Consider the following 20,923-nt stretch of genomic DNA (forward strand, 5'->3'; position numbering starts at 1 on the left):
GGTCCTCCTCGTCCGGGACGTCAGGCCCCGGCGCCCGCCGCGATGTCACGCGCCGCGATGTAGCCGAAGGTCATCGCCGGTCCGATCGTCGAGCCCGCGCCCGCGTAGCTGTGCCCCATGACGGCCGCGCTCGCGTTCCCGGCCGCGTACAGGCCGGGGATCACGGATCCGTCCGGGCGCAGTACGCGCGCCCGGGCGTCGGTGCGCAGACCGCCCTTGGTACCGAGGTCACCGGGGACGATCTTGAAGGCGTAGAAGGGGGCCAGCAACAGCGGCGCCAGGCAGGAGTTCGGGAGGATCGCCGGGTCGGTGTAGTAGTGGTCGTAGACGCTGTCCCCTCGGTGGAAGTCGGTGTCGGTGCCGCTGCGGGCAAGGCTGTTGAAGCGGTTGACGGTGGTGCGCAGGGCTGCCGCCGGCACCCCGATCCGCTGAGCCAGGGCGTCGAGCGTCCACTCCTTGTGGGCGGCGCCGGACGAGTACCAGGCGTCGGGGAACGTGAACGTCGGAGCGACGTCCTTGAAGAGGTAGCGGTTGCGGTAGTTCTGGTCGACGATCAGCCAGGCCGGGATGTGCGGGGCGTTCGCGTGCTGCTCGTACATGGTGTGGACGACGTCGCTGTAGGGGGCCGCCTCGTTGACGAAGCGGGCTCCCGCGGCGTTGACGAGGAGCCCACCGGGCAGGGTGCGTTCGGCGAGACAGAAGTAGGGCTCACCGGGCAGGGGGATGGCCGGGCCCCACCATGCGTCGTCCATCAGGTCGAGTGCGGCGCCCGCCTGCCGGCCCGCGCGGATTCCGTCCCCGGTGTTCTCCTTGGCTCCGACCGTCCACTGCGTGCCGATGGGCTGTCGCTGGTACTGCGCACGCATGGCCGCGTTGTGCTCGAAGCCGCCCGAGCCGACGATCACCCCGCGCCTCGCCCTCACCAGACCCGGCGCGCCGTCCTTGGTCACGACGGCTCCCGCGGCTCTGCCGCTCTCCAGGTACAGCTCGGTGAGCGGGGTGTTCAGCCAGACCGGCACCCTGGCCGTGAGCAGTCCCGCGCGCAGGCCGGCCGCCAGTGACTGGCCCATGGTGAGGGGTTTCTGGCCGAGGAGCGCCGCTTTGGTGCCGCGGGACAGACACTCCGTGGCGACGGCGAGGCCTTTCGCGCTGACCGCGGAGAGGGCGAGCCACTTGTAGTCGGTGCTGAAGACGACCATGCCGCTCGGGACCGCCAGGTACGGAGGGTTCAGCCGGGCCAGCTCGGCACCGAGGATGTTGCCGTCGAGCTGGGCGGGTTCGATGGACCGTCCGCCGGGCAGGCCTCCGGGCAGTTCGGGGTAGTAGTCGCTGTAGCCCTCCATCCAGCGGAATCGCAGCGGGCTGTTGGCCATGACGAAGGAGATCATGGCGGGCCCGTGCCCGAGGAAGGCCTGGCGTCGGTCGGCGGACACGTCGGGGCCGACCACCGCGGCCAGATAGGTCGCCGCCTTCGCCGGGGTGTCGGGGACGCCGGCGGCCAGGATCACCGGATTGTTCGGGATCCAGATGCCGGCGCCGGAGCGAGCCGCCGAACCGCCGAAGGTGGCCGCCTTCTCCACGACGACGCAGCTCAGCCCCTGTTTCGCGGCTGTCAGGGCGGCGGTCATCCCCGCCGCACCCGAGCCGATCACCACGACGTCGTACGTGCCGAGCAGGGGCAGGTCGGCCGCTTGGGCCGTGCCGGGGAGTCCGGCCGCGAGCGCCAGCCCGGCTCCGGTCGCCGCGCCGAGCACGCGGCGCCTCGACGGGCCGGGCAGGGAGAGGGAATCAGTACGTCTTGCGGGGTCCGCGCTAGTGGCCATGGCAGGGCGCTCCAACCGGGCGAAGGAATGGGAGTGCGTGCTGTGCCCCGGGAGCCAACTCACGTATGGCGTCCCGGTTCTGATGCGGAGTCAGGAATGTGGCGCGGGGGTCTTGGTAAGTCAAGGGTCACGCCGGTCGGACGACGGACGATCACCGGGGCCCACCCGCGCCGGGCCCGTGACGGGACCTGCTTCCGTTGCTCGGGAGAACACCCCTGTCCGGACTACGCGCCCCTCGCCGCCCCCCTCCACTCCCCCGTAACCCTTTCAACCGGTGACAAGCCTTGCAGAGGCAACTGTCACCTGCCAGGATGGTGACGTGAATCTGGATCACGTCTTCGTCTGCGGGAACCCGGCTCTGGACTTCGCCGCGACACTCCGCGCCCGCCGCACACTACGCGCCGAGACGCTCGTGTCTCCGGAGCGACTGGACGCCTGGTACCTCGAAGCCGGGATCGTCGACGCCGTCTCCCCCAGTGGGGAGTCCGACGTCGCGCAGGCAGTGGCCCTGCGCGAGGCCGTCTACGCGCTGGTCACCGCGCGGCGCCTCGGCGAGCCCTACGAAGACGAAGCGCTCGCCACCGTGAACGGCGCGGCCCGCAAGCCGTCCGCGACCCCGCAACTCACCTCGACAGGGCGGCATACGGAGGCGACAGCGGAAGAAGCCCTCTCCACCGTGGCGCGGCACGCCGTCGAGGTGCTGAGCGGCCCGGACGTGCCGCTGCTCAAGGAGTGCGGCAACCCCGAATGCACCCGCGTCTACATCGACCGGTCGCGCGGGGTTCGCCGGCAGTGGTGCGGCATGGAGTCCTGCGGGAACAAACTCAAGGCCGCCGCGTACCGCGCCCGCAAGAAGCGGGTCCAGGCCCCGGCCGCCCACTGACGAACCGGCCACCGGCTCCGCGAGTACGCCTCGGCGGCCGGTGACCCGGTCGGCCACTGCGGGATGGCGGGACGCGCGATCCCGCTCCCGTCAGAAGACGTTGCGGACGAGCCACTCGTCGTCGTCATACGCGTTGCGCGCGGGGTCCACCACCGTGGCCGGCTTCTCCTCGACGGTGTCCGCGAGGCGGACCCTCTCCGGCAGCGTGCCGAACCGGGCGCGGCGTGCCGCCTCGGCGACATCCGGAGCCTTCTCTCCCTGCGGCATCTCGGCCTCCTGCATCTCGGAGCTGCGCGACATCACCAGCTTGACTGGTGACGATCCTCGCAGAGGGGCCGTCACCAGTCAAGGGAGTGATGACACTGGGCCGATCCCCCTGGACCGCTGCCCTGACGCGCTGCCCCGGACCGCTGCACGGCAGGCCGCCCGGAAGGCTGCGAAGAGGCGCTCAGGCCGTGACGGCGTCGCGTTCGTGGTCCGTCAGCGGCGGGCCCGCGAGGTGCGGCTTCTTCGGGCCGAAATAGACGAGGGCGAGCATGTCGGGCAGGAAGAGCCGGGCGGGCGGCTTCTCCATGCTCATCACGTCCAGCAGGATGCGCAGGGCGTGGGGGTTTCGCGAACCGGCGTCGACAGCTCTGTCCACGAAGGCGGCGAGTGTCCTTTCGAGCCGCGTGGGCGGCTCGTCGCTGGCGCCCGGATAGAACACGTCCTGGCCCACGGCCAGGTTCCAGGCGTTCTCCACCGGACGTGCCGCGCCCTTCTGGATGCGCCGGGCCGTGCCGGGGGCGCCGAGGTCCTGCCGTTGCAGGATGTGGTGCAGGGCGACGACGCTCTGCGCGGCGGCGCTCAGCCCGTGACCGTAGACGGGGTTGTAACCGGCGACCGCCTCACCGAGGACGGCGAAGCCGTCGGGCCAGCGGGCGGCCTTCTCGTAGTAGCGCCGCCGGTTGGCCGTGCTGCGGGTGGTGACGACGTCCGTCTCGGGCTCGGCCTCGGCGAGGAGTTCGCCGATGACGGGGTGCGGCAGCCGCAGCGCGAACGGCACGAACGCGTCGTTGTCGGAGCTCGGCCGGCCCCCCTCGGTTCCGGAGAGCGTGACCAGCCACCGGCCGTTCTCGATGGGAGCGATGATCCCGCCCCTGCCGGGATTCTGCCGGGGGTCGGCCTGGACGTTGACGATCGGGAATCCCTCGGCGGTTCGGCCGGGGGCGCGGTAGATCCGGCTGGCGTACCCCACACCGGCGTCGACCGTGCGCTCCACCACCGGCGGAAGTCCCAGGTCCCGTAGCCAGACGGGAGCTCGGCTGCCCCGCCCGCCCGCGTCGATCACCAGGTCCGCCGGGAGGGTGCTCTCGGTGTCCGCCGACCGTATTCGGACCCCGGTGACGCGGCGGGCACTGCCTTCCAGCGACAGCAGTTCGGTGTCCTGGCGCACGGTGATGCGGGGATGTTTCAGCACCCTGGCGCGGATCACCGCGTCGAGCAGATCTCGGCTGCACAGCAGATTGATGTGGTGGGCGTGGGCGAAGCGCCGGAACCACTGTCCGGAGGGGGCCTTGGACACCAGGTCGGCCATGACGGGGGTTCTGCGGGCGCCACGGTCGACGAGCTGGTCGACGATGCCCGGCAGAAGCTCCTCCAGGGCCTTGACGCCACCCGACCACAGCACATGCGCGTGCCTGGCCTGCGGCAGGCCCTTGCGGGGCCGGGGACCGTCCGGCAGGACGTCCCTCTCGATGATCGTGACGTCCGCGTGGTCGGCGAGTACCGATGCGGCGAGCATGCCCGTCATGCCCCCTCCGACGACGATCGCACTGCGCCCGGGGATGGAGCTCGTGTCAGGCATGGATGTTGGCCCTCTCTGTTGACCGTCGTCGGCGCATGGCTGCGGTACTCGGGTCGCGCTGCTGCGCGTGGTCGCTGGTCGGATCGCGAGGCCGGAACCCTCCTCGGTCCGGCCCTTTGATCGAACCATGATCGGGCCAGGAGGGCACCGCGGGGCCTTGAATCCCAACTGGGCCCCGCCGGAGCCCTCCTGAGAGGGGATCAGCTTCGGCGCCTCAGCAGTACCGGGCGCTACGCTCCCGCTCCGCAGCGCCTTGTCGCCGCGGCCGGGGAAACATCGGCGGGCTGGTGCGGAGCGGGTGGGCGCCCGGTACACGACTCGGCCGCCCCCGCTCGCTCAGCGGCGGGACCGACAGCTCGGCGACCCCGGCGGCCCGGCGGGCGCTCGCGGCTTCAGTCGTGGCGTACTTTCTGCCGGGTCGCCCGCTGTCGGGCCTCGGCGACGACCGGCGAGGACGCGAGGGCCTGCGCGAGCTCCACCATGAGGTGCGGCTGCGCGACGGACCGCAGCCGTCCCGGCTCGGCCGGGAGGTCGGCGTCAGGGCCCGCCGCGACCCGCGCCCTGGCCGCCGCGAGCATGGCCGCCTCGGCCACGATCTCCGCATGGTCCGGCGGCGTCCGCCCACCCGGCGGACGTGAGGCGGCGGCGGGGACAGGAGCTGGGACCGTGGCAGGGGCGGCGGAGCGGACCGCTTCTTCGCGCACCGCGGAACGGGCCGCCCTGCGGACCTCGTCGTCGAAATGGGGCGAGCACACCAGGACTCCGTCGAGGATCGTGATCTCCTGCTGGACCAGGCGCACCACAGGCAGATCCCACCAGTGGGTGTCGGCCACCGGTGTCCGCAGGTCGCGCATCTCCAGCCAGAGGGGCCTGAGGAGCCGATAGCGCCTCCAGGCGCGGAGGTTGTCCGCGACGGACGGTCCGACCCGCGGCAGGGCGAAGCCGGCGGCGACGGTGACGCCCGCGACCGCCACCAGGGGCGGCGAGACACTGGTGGAAAGGAAGTCCCAGTCGCGGCCGCTCCAACGGGCCCCGATGGCAAGGTATTTGGCAAACTGGTACGACAGGTCGAACAGCACGCCGACGGCTATCAGCGTCAGGCCCTGCCGGGTGAGGTCCCGCACCTTCCGCAGCCAGCCCAGGCACATGCCCGCGAGGGCGGCGGTGGCCGCGGTGTGGGAGATCAGGTACAGCAGGATCATTTCGCGCATGTACGGCGTCGTGGCGTAGTACGTGTCAAGGTCCCGGGTCCGCTCGACGGGCACGTCGGCCAGGGCGAAGAGGACCACGATCCCGATGATCACCAGCCCGTAGACGTACACCACCAGGCGGGACGCGTGGGCGACCCTTCCGGGCTCCCCGCCTCGCCAGGCGATCATCAGGACGAGGTAGGAGGCGCTCAGCGCGGACATCCCCGAATAGACCAGCGGCGCGGAGAAGTTGGCGATGCCGACGAGTTTGTTGACGACGCTGATGGTGGGCGGCGCGGACAGGATGCAGACGCAGGCGCCGACGACCAGGACCGCACTGCTCGACACCATCAGCGGGTCACGCCACGATCCCCCCATGGACGACAGCTTGAAGACGGCGGTGACGAGAAGGATCACGCCGGGGATGTAGAAGACGACGTCCACGGTTCACCGGCCTTCCGCGGTCGCCGGCCGGTGTCGTCGAGCCGGGCCGGCGAGCCCGCGCACGGATCTGCCGGGTGACGACGGCGAACGGGGCCCGGAGCGGTCCGGCCCCGTGGGGAGACCGGCGCGAGCAGGTGGTGTCCCCGTGCCGAGGGGGCGGCCGGGTGGCTTCGCGGCAAGGGTGCGCGATGCCCGAAGGGCGCTCGGGCGGGGCCGGGCGGTGGGGGGAAGGTGGTTCATCTGGGAGATTTCTCGCCGTCTTCGGCCGGGGTGGCGGCAGGGCTCTCGCGGCGGACCGCCGCGACGATCGGGGACGCGCGCAACGCGGCGGACACGCTCGCGGGTGCGGTACGCACCGCGCTGATCTCCGCGTGGTCGGGGAGGGCGTGGGCATCGACGGGCAGGCCCAGGCGGACGTCCCGGACGGCCGCGGCGACCATGGCGGCGCGGCCGATCCGGGCGGCCTCGTCGAAGGGGCGGCCCTCGGCGGCCGCTTCGGTCTGCGCGCGCGTACGGACCGCGCCGTCGAACCAGGGCCCCACGAGGCTCAGTCCGTCCTGGATGCCCGCCTCGCGCTGCGTGAGCCGGACGTGGGGCGACGAGTACCACGGGATGGGCCCGGCGAGCGGCGTCCGGGGCGAGGCGTACCCGAGTTCGCGCCACAGAGGGCCCAGCTCCCGGTAGGTCCGCGCCGCCCGCCAGTTCCAGACGAGCCACGGGCCCACCAGAGGCAACAGGAATCCGATGGTGGCGCAGGGCGCGGACAGCGCGGAGAGGAGGGGCGCCAGGGTCGTACTGAGAGCGCCCCAGTCCTCACCGGCCCAACGTGCCATCACCGCGGCCAGCTTGAGGCCGCTGAAGGCCAGGTTCAGCAGCCAGCCCACGACGAGGATCCACAGCCCGGCCCGCAGCCACCCGCCGACCTGCAGCGCCCAGCGCCAGCACAGCACCGTCGTGACGAGAGCGGCGGTCATGTGGGCGACCAGGTAGAGCAGGATCATCTCGCGGATGAAGGGGGTCGTCGCGTAGTAGGTGTCGAAGTCGGTGTGGCGGTCCGCCGGGGCGTCACCGAGCGCGAAGAGGACGACCAGCAGGACGATGACCAGGGCGTACCCGGCCTGCCAGCGGCGTGAGACGCGCCGCACGTACGCGGGCGGCCCCCCGCGCCAGTGGACGATGAGCAGCAGGCAGGATGCACTGAAGGCGCTGATGATGCCGTACACCAGGGGGCTGGAGAAGTTGGCCGTGCCGGTGGCCTCGTTGACGGCGGTGATCGTGGGCGGAGCGGCGAAGAAGAAGCCGGCGCCGCCGAGGGCGATCACGAGGCAGACGGTCCGTACGAGCGGGTCGCGCCAGTCCTTCACCAGGCCCGGCAGTTTGACGGCCAGGCCGACCATCATGGCGACGGCCGGTATGTAGTAGTCGGAGGAGTCCACGGCTCAGACCTGTGGCCGACGCTGTCCCAGCGACGCACCGATGCGGCCGGCGACACGCCCCCGGTCCATGGCCGTGCTGTCGGGTTCTCCCTCCAGCCAGAACCGGAAGCGGGTGACCGCGAGCAGTCCGAACCTCTCGGCGTCGGCCTCCTCGCGCCGGTCGAACTCGGTGCGGGCGGCCACCGTCCGTACGGGCTCCTGGAGTTCGGAGAGCTCGGCTCCGGTCGAGAGCATCCGGGCCGCCACCGCCTTGCCCACCACGTGGTTGCCGCAGTCACCCCTGAGCATGTGCCAGACCTCGTGGAAGAAGATCGCCAACTGGTGCAGGGGTGTCGCCCGCTTGTCCACCACGATGAGGTCGTAGGCGGGAAGGTCCAGCCACAGTCCGCTGGCGGTCTGGTGGGGGAACTCCTCCTTCACGAGCCGGACCTCACGGCCCCTCAGCTCACTCACGGAGGTGATCAGCGCGGCGAACAGAAGTTCGGGGTCCGTGGGCGCGGGCAGATTCAGCCCGTCGACCAGCCGGCCGATCAGATTTCGCATCTCTCTGGCTTTGCCTGTGCGCACCGCTCTCCCCCGTGAACCTCAGCACGGGCACCGTCACGCGGCGTCCGCCGAATCCCACCTTGTCTGCGTACCCGGTCGAAGGCGTTCGGCGGTCGTGCGTGAGGCGGGTCCGGGGTGGACGCCCACGGGACCGGCCCCCATGCACGGGCGCCGACGCACCCGACCCGGTAGGCAAATATGTCAAACACGAGCCGTGTCGGCCACACCCGGCTGCGAGAAACACTCCGGGCGAAGGGGCCCGAAATACCGAACAAGCCCGACATGTACCGGTCTTGTCCTGGCGCATCCGTTGCGCTCCCACCGCCCTCCCGCCCGGCCGCGAGGCCTCCGTCGACGGCTTCGGCCGCCGGGAGGCATGCCATCACCGGCGGTCGCCGACAACATCATGCCTGCACACAGCCGGTGTTCTTCGGCTCGGCGCGAGTCACCGCGAGCACAGGTCGGCGCCGCGCGCCCGAGAGGCCCGGGATCCTCCGCGTTCCGGGAAGGTCTTGATCCAGTCACTCATCGACTCGCGCGCTCATTTGCCCGTCGTGGCACGCACGCACCGACGGGGATCCTCGCCGCTCCAGCACGAAGGGCGGCCGGACCCTGCCTGCGCAGGGTCCGGCCGCCCTCGGTGAGGTGCCTGAGCGGTGTTACCTCGACCTGTTGCCGATACGGCGGAGCAGTACGAAGCCCGCGATCACCAGCAGGCCTCCGAACGCGGCCGGCCACAGCTGCGTCCCGGTGTCCGCGAGTCCACCCGTGACCGCCTGCGGTTCGGTCGCCCCGCCCGCCTCCGCGGGTTCGGGACCCGGCACGGCACTGTCGGCGTCCGAGCCGTCCGCCGGGGTGGCCGGATCGTTCTGGGCCGCCGGCGAGGACGTGGCGGCCTTCGGCGCCGCGTTGTCCCGGTCGCCGTTCTTACCGTCGGCGGGCTTGGCCTCCTGCGTGCTGCTGGCAGTTGGCTCCGGCGTGTTCTTGCCGCCGTCGTCCGCCGGCTCGTCGTCCTGGCCGTTGCCTCCGGGCTGGTCGTTCCCGCCCGGCTGCTCGTTGCCGGGCTGGTCGCCACCACCGGGCTGCTCGTTCCCCGGCTGGTCGTTCCCGCCCTGCTGGCCGTCCTCGCCCGAGGGGTCGTCCGGATCCGGCGCCGGCGGGTCGGCCGGTTCCTCACCCGCGCCCGACGCCGCGTCGCACTTTCGGCCCTCGTTGATGCAGTCCACCATCTCCCCCATCAGCGCCTCGTCGAAGACGTTGATGAAGTCGCCGTGGTCGGTGCCCGGCTTGTGGAGCTGCTCGGGGAAGGAGTCGACCGCGAACAGCGGCTTCGTCCGGCCGCCGTCCGCCACGCTGGGTGCGTCGACGTCGTAGACGATGCGCTGGACCAGCTGCGGGATGGCGCGGAAACCGCCGGCGCAGTTGCCGTCGGCGCCCGCGAACGCCACGTGGGTGCGGTGGTTGGCACTGTCGATGTTCTGACCGTCCCAGCAGCTCTGGAACCTGAAGGTGCGGACCACGTCACTGCCCTGGGGGCAGAGCGGGTACTTGTCCTTCAGCTGCCGGTCCTCGAAGCCGGTGCAGCTCCACGACGCGTTGGCGTTGGCGGGGCCGTTGACGAACGCCTTGGCGTCGCCGGTGATGATGCGCAGCAGCTTCGGCATGGCCGTGACCTTGCCCTGCGGGCTGCCCTCGAACGACATCGTGACCTGCTTGGGCGTGAGGATCTCGCCGGCGTTGCCCTCGATGCCGCCGCCGGGAGAGGCCGCGTCCTGTTCCTCGGCGCCGTTCTGCAGCCGCAGCACGGGCCAGAAGTACGAGGACTTGTCGCCCTCGTTCTCGCAGGTCGTCTCGCCGTTCGCCAGGTCCTCGTCGCTCGCGAAGGCGTCGTTGGCCTGGTTGCCGACGTAGTCGTGGAAGTGGTGGGCGCCGTTGCTGACGCCGGGAGCCACGATCACGTTGTCGGAGTTGAACAGCCCGTTCGCGTTCACCCCGCACTTGGTGGTGAAGGTGCCCTTGGAGGCGCCACCCTGGGCGTTCGGCTTCCGCACGTTGGGCTGGACGGTCTTGATGTCCACGAAGTCCGCGGCCACGGGGCCGTTCCCGGCCTGGCCGCCGTTGCCGCCCTGCCCCTGGTCCCCGCCCTGATTCTGGTCGCCGCCCTGGTCCTGGCCCTCACCCTGGCCGTCGCCCTGGTCCTGGCCGTCCTGGTTGCCCTGGCCGTCGCCGTTGTCCGCGTTGTCGCCCTGGCCGTCGCCGTTCTGCCCGTTCTCCGGCTCGCCTTGGTTGCCGGAGGCGCGGAGTATGCAGGGCGCGAAGGCCTCGAGCCCTTCGGGGCGGTCTCCCACGGCGTCGATGGCGACGGCGATCCGGTCGATCGCGGCCGCTCGCTTGTCCTTGAGCGGATTCATGATCGCGTTCTCGGCGAAGCCGCTGTCCTGCCGGATCGCGTCCGCGGAGCTCTGCAGCCGCTGATAGGCCTCGGCGATCTGCTTGTCGAGGAGGGCGAGTTCCTTGTCGACCTGGGTCTTGGCGACCTCCGGCACCGCCGCCAGTTGGCTGCCGACGTCCGGGCAGTCGATCGTGGCGGCTCCCGAGGCCAGGACCTGGTTGGGCTGGTTCTGGCCCGAAGTGTCCTCGGAGGCCGTGGCATAGACGTTCGCCGCTGCCAGCCCACCTCCTCCCAGCATCAGCGCGACCGCCCCGATGGTCGCGCGCCGTGCGCCTGTCGGGCGTCTGCGCGTGTTGCGTCCCAAGGATCTACTCCTACGCTTCGTTGCCGAACGGCATGGCAATCCCCCGCCTCATACGGAGATGAAGCCCCGAGTGTTCAAACACATCTCAGGTTCTTAGAAACCTCTCACGAACCACGCGTCCGTGGGGGCCGTGTGCGGCCAATCACGTTTTCCTGCGGTCTGGTTGCGGATGGGACGGTCCGACCGACCGACAACAGGGGTATCACTGCCGTTTCTGCCGTTTTGCGACAGGGCGCCGCAACCCCCGTGCGGCGGCCGGGGGTCGGCGCCCTGTCACTTTCCGTAGTGCACGCGCCTGTTGCGGAGACCCGGTCCGAGCCGTACGGGTTCGGGCAGGGACCGGGTCACCAGCGCACCGGCAGCTCCCGTACACCCCGGATCAACATCCCCGGCATCCACGTCAGCTCGGCCTCGCCCGCGTCGGGTGCCAGATCCGGGCAGCGCTGCAGGAGCGTACGGATCGCGATGCGGCCCTCCAGCCGCGCCAGCGGGGCCCCCAGGCAGTAGTGCAGGCCGTGGCCGAAGGCGATGTGGCCACGGGCGTCCCGCCGGATGTCGAAGCGGTCGGGGTTCCGGAAGCGCTCCGGGTCGCGGTCGGCGTCGGCCATGGCGATCAGGACGGTGGAGCCCGCCGGGATGGTCACGCCGCCCATCTCCACGTCCGCGAGGGCGAGACGGTCCGTGCACGCCTCCACCGGACCGTCGTAGCGCAGCATCTCCTCGATCGCGCCGTCGAGGAGACCGGCGTCGGCCCGCAGGGCGGCGAGTTGGTCGGGGTGCGCGAACAGGGCCCGCACGCCGTTGCCGATCAGGTTGACCGTCGTCTCGTGGCCCGCGATGAGCAGCAGGACCGACATCCCGATGAGTTCGGAGGGCGAGAGCCGGTCGCCGCCGTCGTCGACCGTGTGGATCATCGCGCTCAGCAGGTCCTCGGCGGGCCGGGCGCGCTTGGCCGCGATCAGCTCGGCCAGGTAGGCCGGCATCTCCTGGTAGGCCCGCGCCTCCGCCTCCGGGCTCGTACGGGCCACCATCTCGTTGGACCAGCCGCGGAAGGCGGCCCGGTCGAGTGCGGGTACGCCGAGCAGTTCGCAGATGACGGTCATCGGCAGCGGGAACGCGAAGGAGGCGACCAGGTCGGCGCGCCGGTCCTCGGCCGCCAGCATCGCGTCCAACGACTCGTCCGCGATCTGCTGGACGCGCGGAGCCAGGGCCTCGATGCGGCGCGGGGTGAACTCCTTGGCCACCAGGCGCCGCAGCCGGGTGTGGTCCGGCGGGTCCGACATCAGCATGTGGGCGAGGGCCGGCTGGTCCTGTTCGGTGTTGACGATCTGGGCCATGTTTCCGGACTTCCGCCAGTCCCGGCTCAGCCGTGGATCGGTGAAGGCGGACCGGCACGCGTCGTGGCCGACGACGAGCCACACCTCCTCGCCGTCGGGGTCGAGCACCCGGTGCACGGGCCCGGCCGCACGCAGTTCGGCGTACACGGGATAGGGGTCGCGGGTGAAGTCCCCTCCGAGCTCGCGCAGATCGACAACAGGCCCTGCCACCATGTCTTTCCCCCCCCAGATCGGTCGGCCGAACGGCACGCTAACCGGCCACCTGCCGTGGGGCCAACGGCTTCTTCGGACAGGTGTGTCCCGCTCGTCGCACCCGTCGTCCGTCCGCGGCCACGGGTTCTGCACGCACTGCGTGCCGCATGCCGCGGCGTGCGGTGCGGGCCCTCCGGCACCGTCTCCGGCGCAGGTCAGGGGCGGATCACGCCGCCGCTCGCCGACGGGCGTCCGTACGAGACGCGCGGGCCGGCGGAGGACCGGCCGGGGCCCGAACCGATCAGGGCAGTGGCTCGACGGAGGGCGGCCGGGGTGACTGGTAGCCGCCGCTGGCCAGCATCCGCACCTCTCCGGCCGGGCTGATCTCGGCACGGAGGATTCCCGTGGGATCGCAGTAGACCGGGTTTCCGCCCGGTCCGAGGGAGGCGGTCCGTTCGACGACCACCTCGTCCGTGGCTGCGCCGGCGCCTGGCCGCCCGTGGGTGAAGGTAAGCCGGTAGCGGTCCGGGGTTTGCATGACGACCTCCGCGCGCATTCAGGCACAAAAGCTATAAATGCCCCCTCTTCCATGATGCGGCCGGATCACGCCGACGGCAGCGTCCCCCTGTCACGGACGGCCAGGAAGGTTCCGGCGTCCGAGCGCCCCCGGCCGCCCGGCGTGATCGGCCCGTCCCTCACGGGCCTCGCCATTGGTCTGGGCCACATGGGTCAGGCCTTGGCCCGTCGCACCACGGGTGCCCCTCGCCTCCTGGCGCCGGGCAGTGTAGACATGGGCATATGGTCCGACTCCTGGGTCGATCCTGGGCCCGGTCGATCCCCCGCCCCGACGGTCTGCGCGCGCGGCGCAGACGTGACAGACATGACCGCCCCCGACGAGCACACGGGCGGCGGACACAGCAGACGCCGCACAGGCCGCTCGGCCGGCGAGGGGCACAAGAAGGCGGGCCCCGCCGCGGGCCCGCGGGGCCACGGTCGCCGCTGGGCGGACGCAGCCTCGCCGGCCAGGTCTTCGTGCTGCAGGTGGCGATCGTGCTCCTGCTGGTCGCGGCCGCGGTGGTGGCGCTCATTTTGCAGGTACGCCACGACAGCACGCAGGAGGCGCGCAACCGCTCCCTGGCCGTCGCCGAGACGTTCGCCAACGCTCCGGGCACCCGCGAGGCACTGCGTGCCCCCGATCCCACGGCCGTGCTCCAGCCGCGGGCCGAGGCGGCCCGCGTGCAGTCCAAGGTGGACTTCGTCGTGGTCATGAACACCGACGGCGTCCGCTACACCCACCCCAAGCCGGACCGGATCGGCAAGACGTTCGTCGGAACCCTCGACCCCGCGCTGGCCGGAAAGTCCTTCACCGAGGAGATCACGGGGACCATCGGGCCACTGGTGCAGGCCGTGGTGCCCGTCAAGGAGGACGACGGCTCGGTCGTGGGCCTCGTGTCGGCGGGCATCACGACCGAGAACGTGGGAGGCGTCGGGGACCGGCAGCTGCCGCTCCTGCTGACCGCCGCGGGCGCCGCACTCGCCCTGGCCCTGGGCGGGACGGCGCTGGTGAGTACGCGGCTGCTGCGCCAGACCCACGGCCTGGGGCCGTTCGAGATGACCCGGATGTACGAGCACCATGACGCGGTGCTGCACGCCGTCCGCGAGGGAGTGCTGATCGTCGGCGGAGAGGGGCGGCTGCTCCTCGCCAACGACGAGGCACACCGCCTGCTGGATCTTCCGGAGAACGCCGAGGGCCGTCATGTCCTCGAACTCGGTCTGGACGCGGTCACCGGCGACCTGCTGGCCTCCGGGCGGGTGGCCACGGACGAGGTGCGCCTGGTCGGCGACCGGCTGCTGGCGATCAACCAGCGGCCCACCGACCTCAAGGGCGGCCCGGCGGGCAGTGTCGCGACGCTGCGCGACTCGACCGAGCTGCGCGCGCTGTCCGGCAGGGCCGAGGTGGCCCGGGAGCACCTCAAGCTCCTGTACGACGCCGGAGTGGGCATCGGTACGACCCTGGACGTGACCCGGACCGCCGAGGAGCTGGCGGAAGTGGCCGTACCGCGCTTCGCGGACTACGCCACGGTGGACCTGGCCGAGGCCGTGCTGAGCGGGGAGGAGCCGGACGCGGGCACCTCGCTGCGCCGTACGGCGTTCAGCGGGATCCGGAAGGACGCCCCCCTGTATTCGGTGGGCGAGCGGATCGGGTTCGTCGCCTCCACGCCTCAGGCCCACAGCATCGGCACCGGCGAGGCCGTCGTCGCACCCGATCTCAGGGAGGCCCACGGCTGGCTCGCCCAGGACCTCGGGCGCACCGCGCAGGTCGTGGAGTACGGGATCCACTCACTGATCACGGTCCCCCTGCGGGCGGGCAACCTGGTGATGGGCGTGGCGAACTTCTGGCGCTCCGAGAAGCCCGAGCCGTTCGACGACGAGGAGCTGGCCCTCGCCGAGGAGCTGGTCGCCCGCGCCGCGGTCTCCATCGACAACGCTCGCCGCTACACGCGCGAACACACCATGGCCGTGACCCTCCAGCGCAGTCTCCTGCCCCGCAACCTGCCCGAGCAGAGCGCCCTGGACATCGCCTATCGCTACCTCCCCGCCCAGGCGGGGGTGGGCGGCGACTGGTTCGACGTGCTGCCGCTCTCGGGCGCCCGGGTCGCACTGGTCGTGGGTGACGTCGTGGGCCACGGGCTGCACGCGGCGGCCACGATGGGGCGGTTGCGGACCGCCGTGCACAACTTCTCGGCGCTGGACCTGCCGCCCGACGAGCTGCTGGGTCTCCTCGACGAGCTGGTCGGCCGTATCGACCAGGACGAGGTGACGGAGGACGGCGAGGACAGCAATGCCCCGGTGACCGGAGCCACCTGCCTGTACGCCGTCTACGACCCGGCCTCCCGCCTGTGCACCGTCGCCAGGGCGGGCCATCCGCCGCCCGCGGTGATCCGCCCGGACGGCACCGTCGACTTCCCCGAGGTGCCGGCGGGGTTGCCGCTCGGTCTCGGTGGCCTCCCCTTCGAGACGGCCGAGCTCAAGCTGGACGAGGGCAGCAGGCTGGTCCTCTACACCGACGGGCTGGTCGAGGACCGGGAACGGGACATCGACGTCGGACTCGAACTGCTGCGCACCGCCCTGGCCGGGGCCGACCGGTCGCCGGAGGACACCTGTCAGGGTGTTCTCGACGCCCTGCTGCCGCCCCGGCCGAGCGACGACATCGCCCTGATCGTCGCGGGCACCCGTGCGCTCGGCAGCGACCGTATCGCCGAGTGGCAGGTGCCCTCGGAGCCGTCGGCCGTCGGCGAGGTGCGGGCCTCGGTCACCCGGCAGCTGGCGGAGTGGGATCTGGACGAGATGGTGTTCACGACGGAGCTGATCCTCAGCGAGCTGGTCACCAACGCGATCCGGTACGGCAGCGGCCCCATCCGGGTCCGTATGCTGCTCGACCGCACTCTGATCTGCGAGGTCTTCGACGGCAGCAGCACCTCGCCGCACCTGAGGTACGCGGCGACGACGGACGAGGGCGGACGCGGTCTGTTCCTCGTCGCCCAGCTCGCCGAGCGCTGGGGTACGCGCTACACCCCCGCGGGCAAGGTGATCTGGGCCGAGCAGTCCCTCCCCTGAGCCGAGCCGCGCCGCGGCCGGCACGGCCTGGATCGACGCGCGGGGTTCAGTCGTGAGCGGGTGGAGGACCCGGGCCCTCGCGGGTCTCCGACGTATCCGGTGCCGTCTTGCCGCCCTCGGCCGGCGTGGCCTGCGGGCCGTCCGGCGCGGGTACGGCGGACAGGGCGCCGTTTCCCTGGAGACGTTCCAGGTCGTCGGGGCGTACCTGGATGACGAGCAGGGCGATCAGGGCCGCCGCGACGGCGAAGACCGCGGCGACGACGAAGGAGCTCGAAATGCCCGACGTCAGTACCTGGTCGCTCCATGGCGCCGGCAGCGCGCCGGTTCTGCGGAACTCGAGGCGCTGGGCCGGGGTCGCCTCCGCCATGAACTGGCGGACCTGGTCGGTGGCTTCGTTGCGGCTGGCCGTGCCGAAGACGGTGACCAGTACGGACAGGCCGAGCGAACCGCCCACCTGCTGGGTGGCGTTGAGGATTCCGGAGGCCGCTCCGGCGTCCTGCGGCGCCACGCCGGACACCGCCATCAGCGTCAGTGACACGAAGTTCAGGCCCATGCCGAAGCCGAAGACGAGCATGGGCCCGAGAATGCTGCCCGCGTACGTGCTGTCGACCTCGGTCAGTGTCAGCCAGCCCAGTCCGATCGCGGACAGGACGGCACCGACCGTCATGAACGGCTTGGGCCCCCATCTGGGCAGGAGTTGGGAGGCGACTCCCGCGCCCAGGGCGATGATCGCGCTGACCGGAAGGAAGGCGAGTCCGGCCCGCAGCGGACTGAAGCCGAGGATGTTCTGCACGAAGAGCGTCAGGAAGAAGAACATGCCGAACATCGCGGCGGCCAGGCTGAGCATGATCGCGTACACACCGGCGCGGTTGCGGTCGCGGAACATCCACAGGGGTGTGATGGGCTGCTTCGAGCGGCGTTCGACGACGATGAACGCGGCGAGGAACACGACGGCCGCCAGGAAGGCGGCGATGGTCAGGCCGTCGCTCCAGCCCTCCTCCGAGGCGCGGATGAACCCGTAGACGAGCAGGACCATGCCCGCGGTGGAGGTGAGCGCGCCGAGGATGTCGAAGTGCCCCGGCATGCGTGCGGACTCCCGGATGTAGCGGGGGGTCGCGAGCGCGATCAGCAGGCCGATGGGGACGTTGACGTAGAGGACCCAGCGCCAGTCGAGCCACTCGACGAGCAGCCCGCCCGCGAGCAGGCCGATCGCGCTGCCGCCGGCCGAGACCGCGGCGAACACGCCGAACGCCCTGTTCCGCTCGGGCCCTTCACGGAATGTCGTGGTGATCAGGGACAGGGCCGTCGGCGAGGCGATGGCACCGCCGACACCCTGCAGTGAGCGCGCCGCGAGCAACTGCCAGGACTCCTGGGAGAGTCCGCCGAGCAGCGAGGCCAGCACGAAGAGCAGGACGCCGAAGATGAAGACCCTGCGGCGGCCGAGGACGTCTCCCAGTCGTCCGCCGAGCAGGAGCAGACCGCCGAACGTCAGCGTGTAGGCGTTGATCACCCACGACAGGTTCTCGGTCGAGAACCCGAGCGAGCTCTGGATGTGCGGGAGGGCGATGTTCACGATGGTGATGTCGAGGACCACCATCAGCTGGCACGAGGCGATGACGAGGAGTGCGATGCCACTCCCGCGGCCCCGCTCCGGGGACTTGGCAGTGCCGGAAGATGTCGCGTGAGTTCCAGTCATGGGATTGACCTCTGTGCCTGACGGCGTCTGGGCCCCGACGTTCGCTAGACCGACGTTAGCCCTGGGCTCGACTCCTCACCAGTCGATCATCCGGGCCGTGGACGGGCATGCGAAAGGCCGGAGAGGCAGTCGACTGTCTCTCCGGCTCCGGTCTGTCCCCGTGGGTGGTCGTCGCGGTCGGGTCTCGTCGGGCAGAACGCGCTCAGTCCTCGCCCCTCACGATGTTGCCCTCCGGCTCCGCGGGAGTGCGGCTCGGATCCCTGTCGGCTATCGCCGGGAGGCAGATGCGCACGCCGTTGTCACGGCGGCGGGCTTGCGCCCAGCCTGTCTCGGGGCGACGAACGGTGTCCTGGGTGCTGCCGTACGCGGTCACGACTCCTCATCTTCCTTCTGCGTCCTGCCCCGCCCGGGGCCGGGTCTGCGTCACGTTGCTGCCGTCTCTCGGCCTCCTTCGCCGAGTCCCCTGCGGCGGCGTCGGGAAACCCCGCCGGGACCGGCCCCGCCCTCCCGGGGCGGAACCGGGCGAGTCTCAGGGACGTTCCGCGGACGGGTCCGCCGACGTGTCGGCGCCGGTCACGTCACGTTGTTCGAGGGGCTGGGTGGCGGGCCCCTGGAGGATCCGGCCGTCCGGGTCGAAGCGGGAGCCGTGGCAGGGGCACTCCCAGGCTCGTTCCGCGCGGTTGAAGGCGACCAGGCAGCCCAGGTGCGTACAGCGGGCGGAGACGGCGTGGAGCTCTCCGTCCTCGTCGCGGTAGGCGGCGCAGCGCCGGCCGTCGATACGGACGAGTGCGCCGTCGCCCGGGGCGAGGTCGCCCACCGAGCCCGACGTGGGCGGCAGCCGGTCCCCGACGAAGTGCCGGGCCACCTGGGCCTGGTGCTTGAGGAAGGCCGGGGCCTCGCGCACGGCCGTGCGCACCCGCCGGGGGTCGTACAGCTCGCTCCACGGCGGATTCCGGCCGGCGATCAGGTCCGACAGGAGCCGTCCCGCCATGATGCCGCCGCTCATGCCCCAGCCGCCGAAGCCGGTCGCGACGTAGGTGTGCCGGCTGCCCACGTGGAACGGGCCGACCAGCGGCACGGAGTCGGTGGAGTCGTTGTCCTGTGTCGCCCAGCGATGCGTGAAGGTGAGCGGCCCGAAGTGTTCTGTGGCCCAGTCGGCGAGCCGCGCGAACCGTTCCTCGACGTCGGTCGTGCCCGGGGTGAAGTGCTCCCCGGTGACGATGAGCAGCCGTTGGCCGTCCGTGTACGGCGCGGTGCGCAGCGAGCGGGTGCCGTGTTCCGGGGTGATGTACATGCCGTGCGGTGCGAGCTCGGCCGCGACGGGGGCGGTCAGCACGAGTTCGCGGCGCGGGGAGAGCCGGGTGAACAGCAGCGCCCGGTCGAAGACCGGGTAGTGCGTGGCGACCACCACGTCCCTGGCGGTGACCGTCGGCCCCGCCTCGGTGGTGAGGCGGCACGGTTCGCCCTCCTTGAGGCCGATGACCCTGGTGTGCTCGTGGATGCTCCCTCCGTGCCGGAGCAGGTCGTCGGCGAGAGCCAGCAGGTACTTCCGCGGGTGGAACTGGGCCTGCTCCGACACCCGGACGGCGCCCACGACGGGGAACGGCAGGTCGGTTCCGGTCACGTAGTCGGCGGGCAGCCCGGCTTCGCGGGCGGCGTCCGCCTCCGCCTTCAGTTCCCCGGCCCTCTCGGGGTCCTGGGTGTAGGTGAAGGCCTCCGTGTCCTCCCAGTCGCAGTCGATGCCCAGCTCGTCCACGATCGCCGCCGCGTGGCGGATCGCCTCGGACTGGGAGCGCGCGTACAGCTTCGCGGCCTCGGCGCCCCTGGTACGCCGCAGCCCTTCGTAGACGAGGGTGTGCAGGGCGCTCAGTTTGGCTGTGGTGTGCCCTGTGACCCCCGTCGCGATCCGGTCGGCCTCCAGGACCGCCACGGTGCGGCCGGTGCGGGCCAGCTCCCGGGCCGTGCTGAGGCCCGCGATGCCGCCACCGACCACGGCGACGTCCACCGTGAGGTCGGCGGCCAGGGGTGCGTGCAGGATTCCCGGGGGTGCCGTCTCGATCCAGTACGACGTCTGATCGCCTGTGTGCTCAGTCATGGGCCCCGAGTTCCCCCTGCTCGTCCGGCGAAGCACCACGCCCACGGTGGCCGTGGGGAAGGAGCCTGTCCCGGGGCCGGTCCTTCCCCACCGGTCCGGACTCCGTCAGGGCAGAGGCGTACCGCCCGTGGCGTTCACGACCTCCGCGGTGATGAAGCTCGCCCCCTGGGAGGCGAGGAAGACGAAGGCAGGTGCCATCTCGGCGGGCTGGGCCGGCCGGCCCATGGGCGACTGTTTCCCGAACTCGGCGGTGTCCGGCAGCGTCGCGGGGATCAGCGGCGTCCAGACGGGTCCGGGTGCCACTGCGTTGACGCGGATGCCGTCGGGGGCGACCATCTGCGCCAGCCCCTGCGTGAACGTCACGATCGCGCCCTTGGTCATGGCGTAGTCGAGAAGCTGCGGACTCGGCTTGTACGCCTGGACGGACGTGGTGTTGATGACCGAGCCGCCCGCCGGGATGTGCGGCAGGGCCAGCTTGCACAGCCAGAACATGCCGTAGAGGTTCGTGCGCATCACACGGTCGAACTGCTCGGTGGAGATGGCTCCGATGCCGTCGGGCTGTGCCATCTGGTACGCGGCGTTGTTGACGAGGACGTCGATGTGTCCGAACTCCCCGACCGCGCGTTCGACGAGCCGACGGCACTGCTCCTCCTCGCGGATGTCGCAGGGCACCGCGATCGCCTTGCGGCCCGCCTCCTCAACCAGCCGTGCGGTCTCGCGGGCCTCGTCCGCCTCCTCGGGCAGGTGGGTGAAGAGGACGTCCGCGCCCTCTCGTGCGTACGCCACGGCCACGGCCCGGCCGATGCCGGAGTCCCCGCCGGTCAGGACCGTCTTCCTGTCCGTGAGCAGACCGCTTCCCCGGTAGGACTCCTCGCCGTGGTCCGGTGGCGGATCCATCGGGCCGGTCCATCCGGGATGCTGCTGGTCCTGCTGCGGGAAGTCGGGCCGGGGGTGCTGTTCCACGGGGTCGCGCCGACCGGTGTCCTTCATGGGTGCCGCCTTTCTGGCTCCTCGCACAAGTGCCGTCTTCGGCGGAGGCCCCACACTCGGCGCGGCGCGGC

Annotated in this window: 15 protein-coding genes; 2 read left to right on the forward strand and 13 right to left on the reverse strand. The window is 71.5% G+C overall.

From position 1 onward, the window contains the following. Positions 1 to 20 precede the first annotated feature (20 nt). A complete protein-coding gene (kstD, locus tag O1Q96_RS29245) occupies positions 21 to 1,823 on the reverse strand; it encodes a 3-oxosteroid 1-dehydrogenase (RefSeq protein WP_269251006.1) in 1,803 nt (600 codons plus the stop codon). Between the two features lie 319 nt (positions 1,824 to 2,142). On the opposite strand from kstD, the gene O1Q96_RS29250 reads away from it, so the two are divergent. Next, the gene (locus O1Q96_RS29250; RefSeq protein WP_269251007.1) at positions 2,143 to 2,706 is read left to right on the forward strand and encodes a CGNR zinc finger domain-containing protein; all 564 of its coding nucleotides are present in this window, start codon (positions 2,143 to 2,145) and stop codon (positions 2,704 to 2,706) included. A 90-nt stretch (positions 2,707 to 2,796) separates the two neighbouring features. Here O1Q96_RS29250 and O1Q96_RS29255 read toward each other — a convergent pair whose 3' ends face one another. The 8 genes from O1Q96_RS29255 to O1Q96_RS29290 all read right to left on the reverse strand — a co-directional run bounded on the left by O1Q96_RS29255 (position 2,797) and on the right by O1Q96_RS29290 (position 12,991). Beyond that, positions 2,797 to 2,973: a hypothetical protein gene (locus tag O1Q96_RS29255; protein WP_269251008.1), complete on the reverse strand. Its 177-nt coding sequence runs from the start codon at positions 2,971 to 2,973 to the stop codon at positions 2,797 to 2,799. Between the two features lie 181 nt (positions 2,974 to 3,154). Continuing rightward, positions 3,155 to 4,552, reverse strand: a complete 1,398-nt coding sequence (locus O1Q96_RS29260) for an FAD-dependent oxidoreductase (protein ID WP_269251009.1) — start codon at positions 4,550 to 4,552, stop codon at positions 3,155 to 3,157. A gap of 392 nt (positions 4,553 to 4,944) precedes the next feature. After that, positions 4,945 to 6,186, reverse strand: coding sequence for a DUF6545 domain-containing protein (locus O1Q96_RS29265; RefSeq protein ID WP_269251010.1), 1,242 nt, complete (start codon positions 6,184 to 6,186; stop codon positions 4,945 to 4,947). Positions 6,187 to 6,422: 236 nt separating this feature from the next. Next, positions 6,423 to 7,622: an MAB_1171c family putative transporter gene (locus O1Q96_RS29270; protein WP_269251011.1), complete on the reverse strand. Its 1,200-nt coding sequence runs from the start codon at positions 7,620 to 7,622 to the stop codon at positions 6,423 to 6,425. Positions 7,623 to 7,625: 3 nt separating this feature from the next. Then, entirely contained in the window at positions 7,626 to 8,165 is a 540-nt protein-coding gene (locus O1Q96_RS29275; protein ID WP_269251012.1) for a toxin-antitoxin system, toxin component, read from the reverse strand. Positions 8,166 to 8,827: 662 nt separating this feature from the next. Beyond that, positions 8,828 to 10,924, reverse strand: a complete 2,097-nt coding sequence (locus O1Q96_RS29280; RefSeq protein ID WP_269251013.1) for a DUF1996 domain-containing protein — start codon at positions 10,922 to 10,924, stop codon at positions 8,828 to 8,830. A 344-nt stretch (positions 10,925 to 11,268) separates the two neighbouring features. After that, on the reverse strand, positions 11,269 to 12,474 hold the full coding sequence (locus O1Q96_RS29285; protein ID WP_269251014.1) for a cytochrome P450 family protein: 1,206 nt from the start codon (positions 12,472 to 12,474) through the stop codon (positions 11,269 to 11,271). Between the two features lie 280 nt (positions 12,475 to 12,754). Further along, positions 12,755 to 12,991, reverse strand: a complete 237-nt coding sequence (locus O1Q96_RS29290) for a DUF6296 family protein (protein WP_269251015.1) — start codon at positions 12,989 to 12,991, stop codon at positions 12,755 to 12,757. Positions 12,992 to 13,251: 260 nt separating this feature from the next. Here O1Q96_RS29290 and O1Q96_RS29295 point away from each other — a divergent pair, with 260 nt between their 5' ends. Continuing rightward, a complete protein-coding gene (locus O1Q96_RS29295; RefSeq protein WP_269251016.1) occupies positions 13,252 to 16,071 on the forward strand; it encodes a SpoIIE family protein phosphatase in 2,820 nt (939 codons plus the stop codon). A gap of 46 nt (positions 16,072 to 16,117) precedes the next feature. Here the strand turns inward: O1Q96_RS29295 and O1Q96_RS29300 are convergent, their stop codons facing one another. The 4 genes from O1Q96_RS29300 to O1Q96_RS29315 all read right to left on the reverse strand — a co-directional run bounded on the left by O1Q96_RS29300 (position 16,118) and on the right by O1Q96_RS29315 (position 20,852). After that, a complete protein-coding gene (locus O1Q96_RS29300; RefSeq protein WP_269251017.1) occupies positions 16,118 to 17,767 on the reverse strand; it encodes an MFS transporter in 1,650 nt (549 codons plus the stop codon). A gap of 202 nt (positions 17,768 to 17,969) precedes the next feature. Continuing rightward, positions 17,970 to 18,140 (reverse strand): hypothetical protein, encoded by a 171-nt coding sequence (locus tag O1Q96_RS29305; protein ID WP_269251018.1) that lies wholly within the window; start codon positions 18,138 to 18,140, stop codon positions 17,970 to 17,972. A 156-nt stretch (positions 18,141 to 18,296) separates the two neighbouring features. After that, positions 18,297 to 19,862, reverse strand: coding sequence for an FAD-dependent oxidoreductase (locus tag O1Q96_RS29310; protein ID WP_269251019.1), 1,566 nt, complete (start codon positions 19,860 to 19,862; stop codon positions 18,297 to 18,299). 105 nt (positions 19,863 to 19,967) lie between these two features. Continuing rightward, entirely contained in the window at positions 19,968 to 20,852 is an 885-nt protein-coding gene (locus O1Q96_RS29315; protein WP_269251020.1) for an SDR family oxidoreductase, read from the reverse strand. Between the last annotated feature and the right edge of the window lie 71 nt (positions 20,853 to 20,923).

Origin of the sequence: Streptomyces aurantiacus (assembly GCF_027107535.1) — a bacterium.
Lineage (GTDB): Bacteria > Actinomycetota > Actinomycetes > Streptomycetales > Streptomycetaceae > Streptomyces.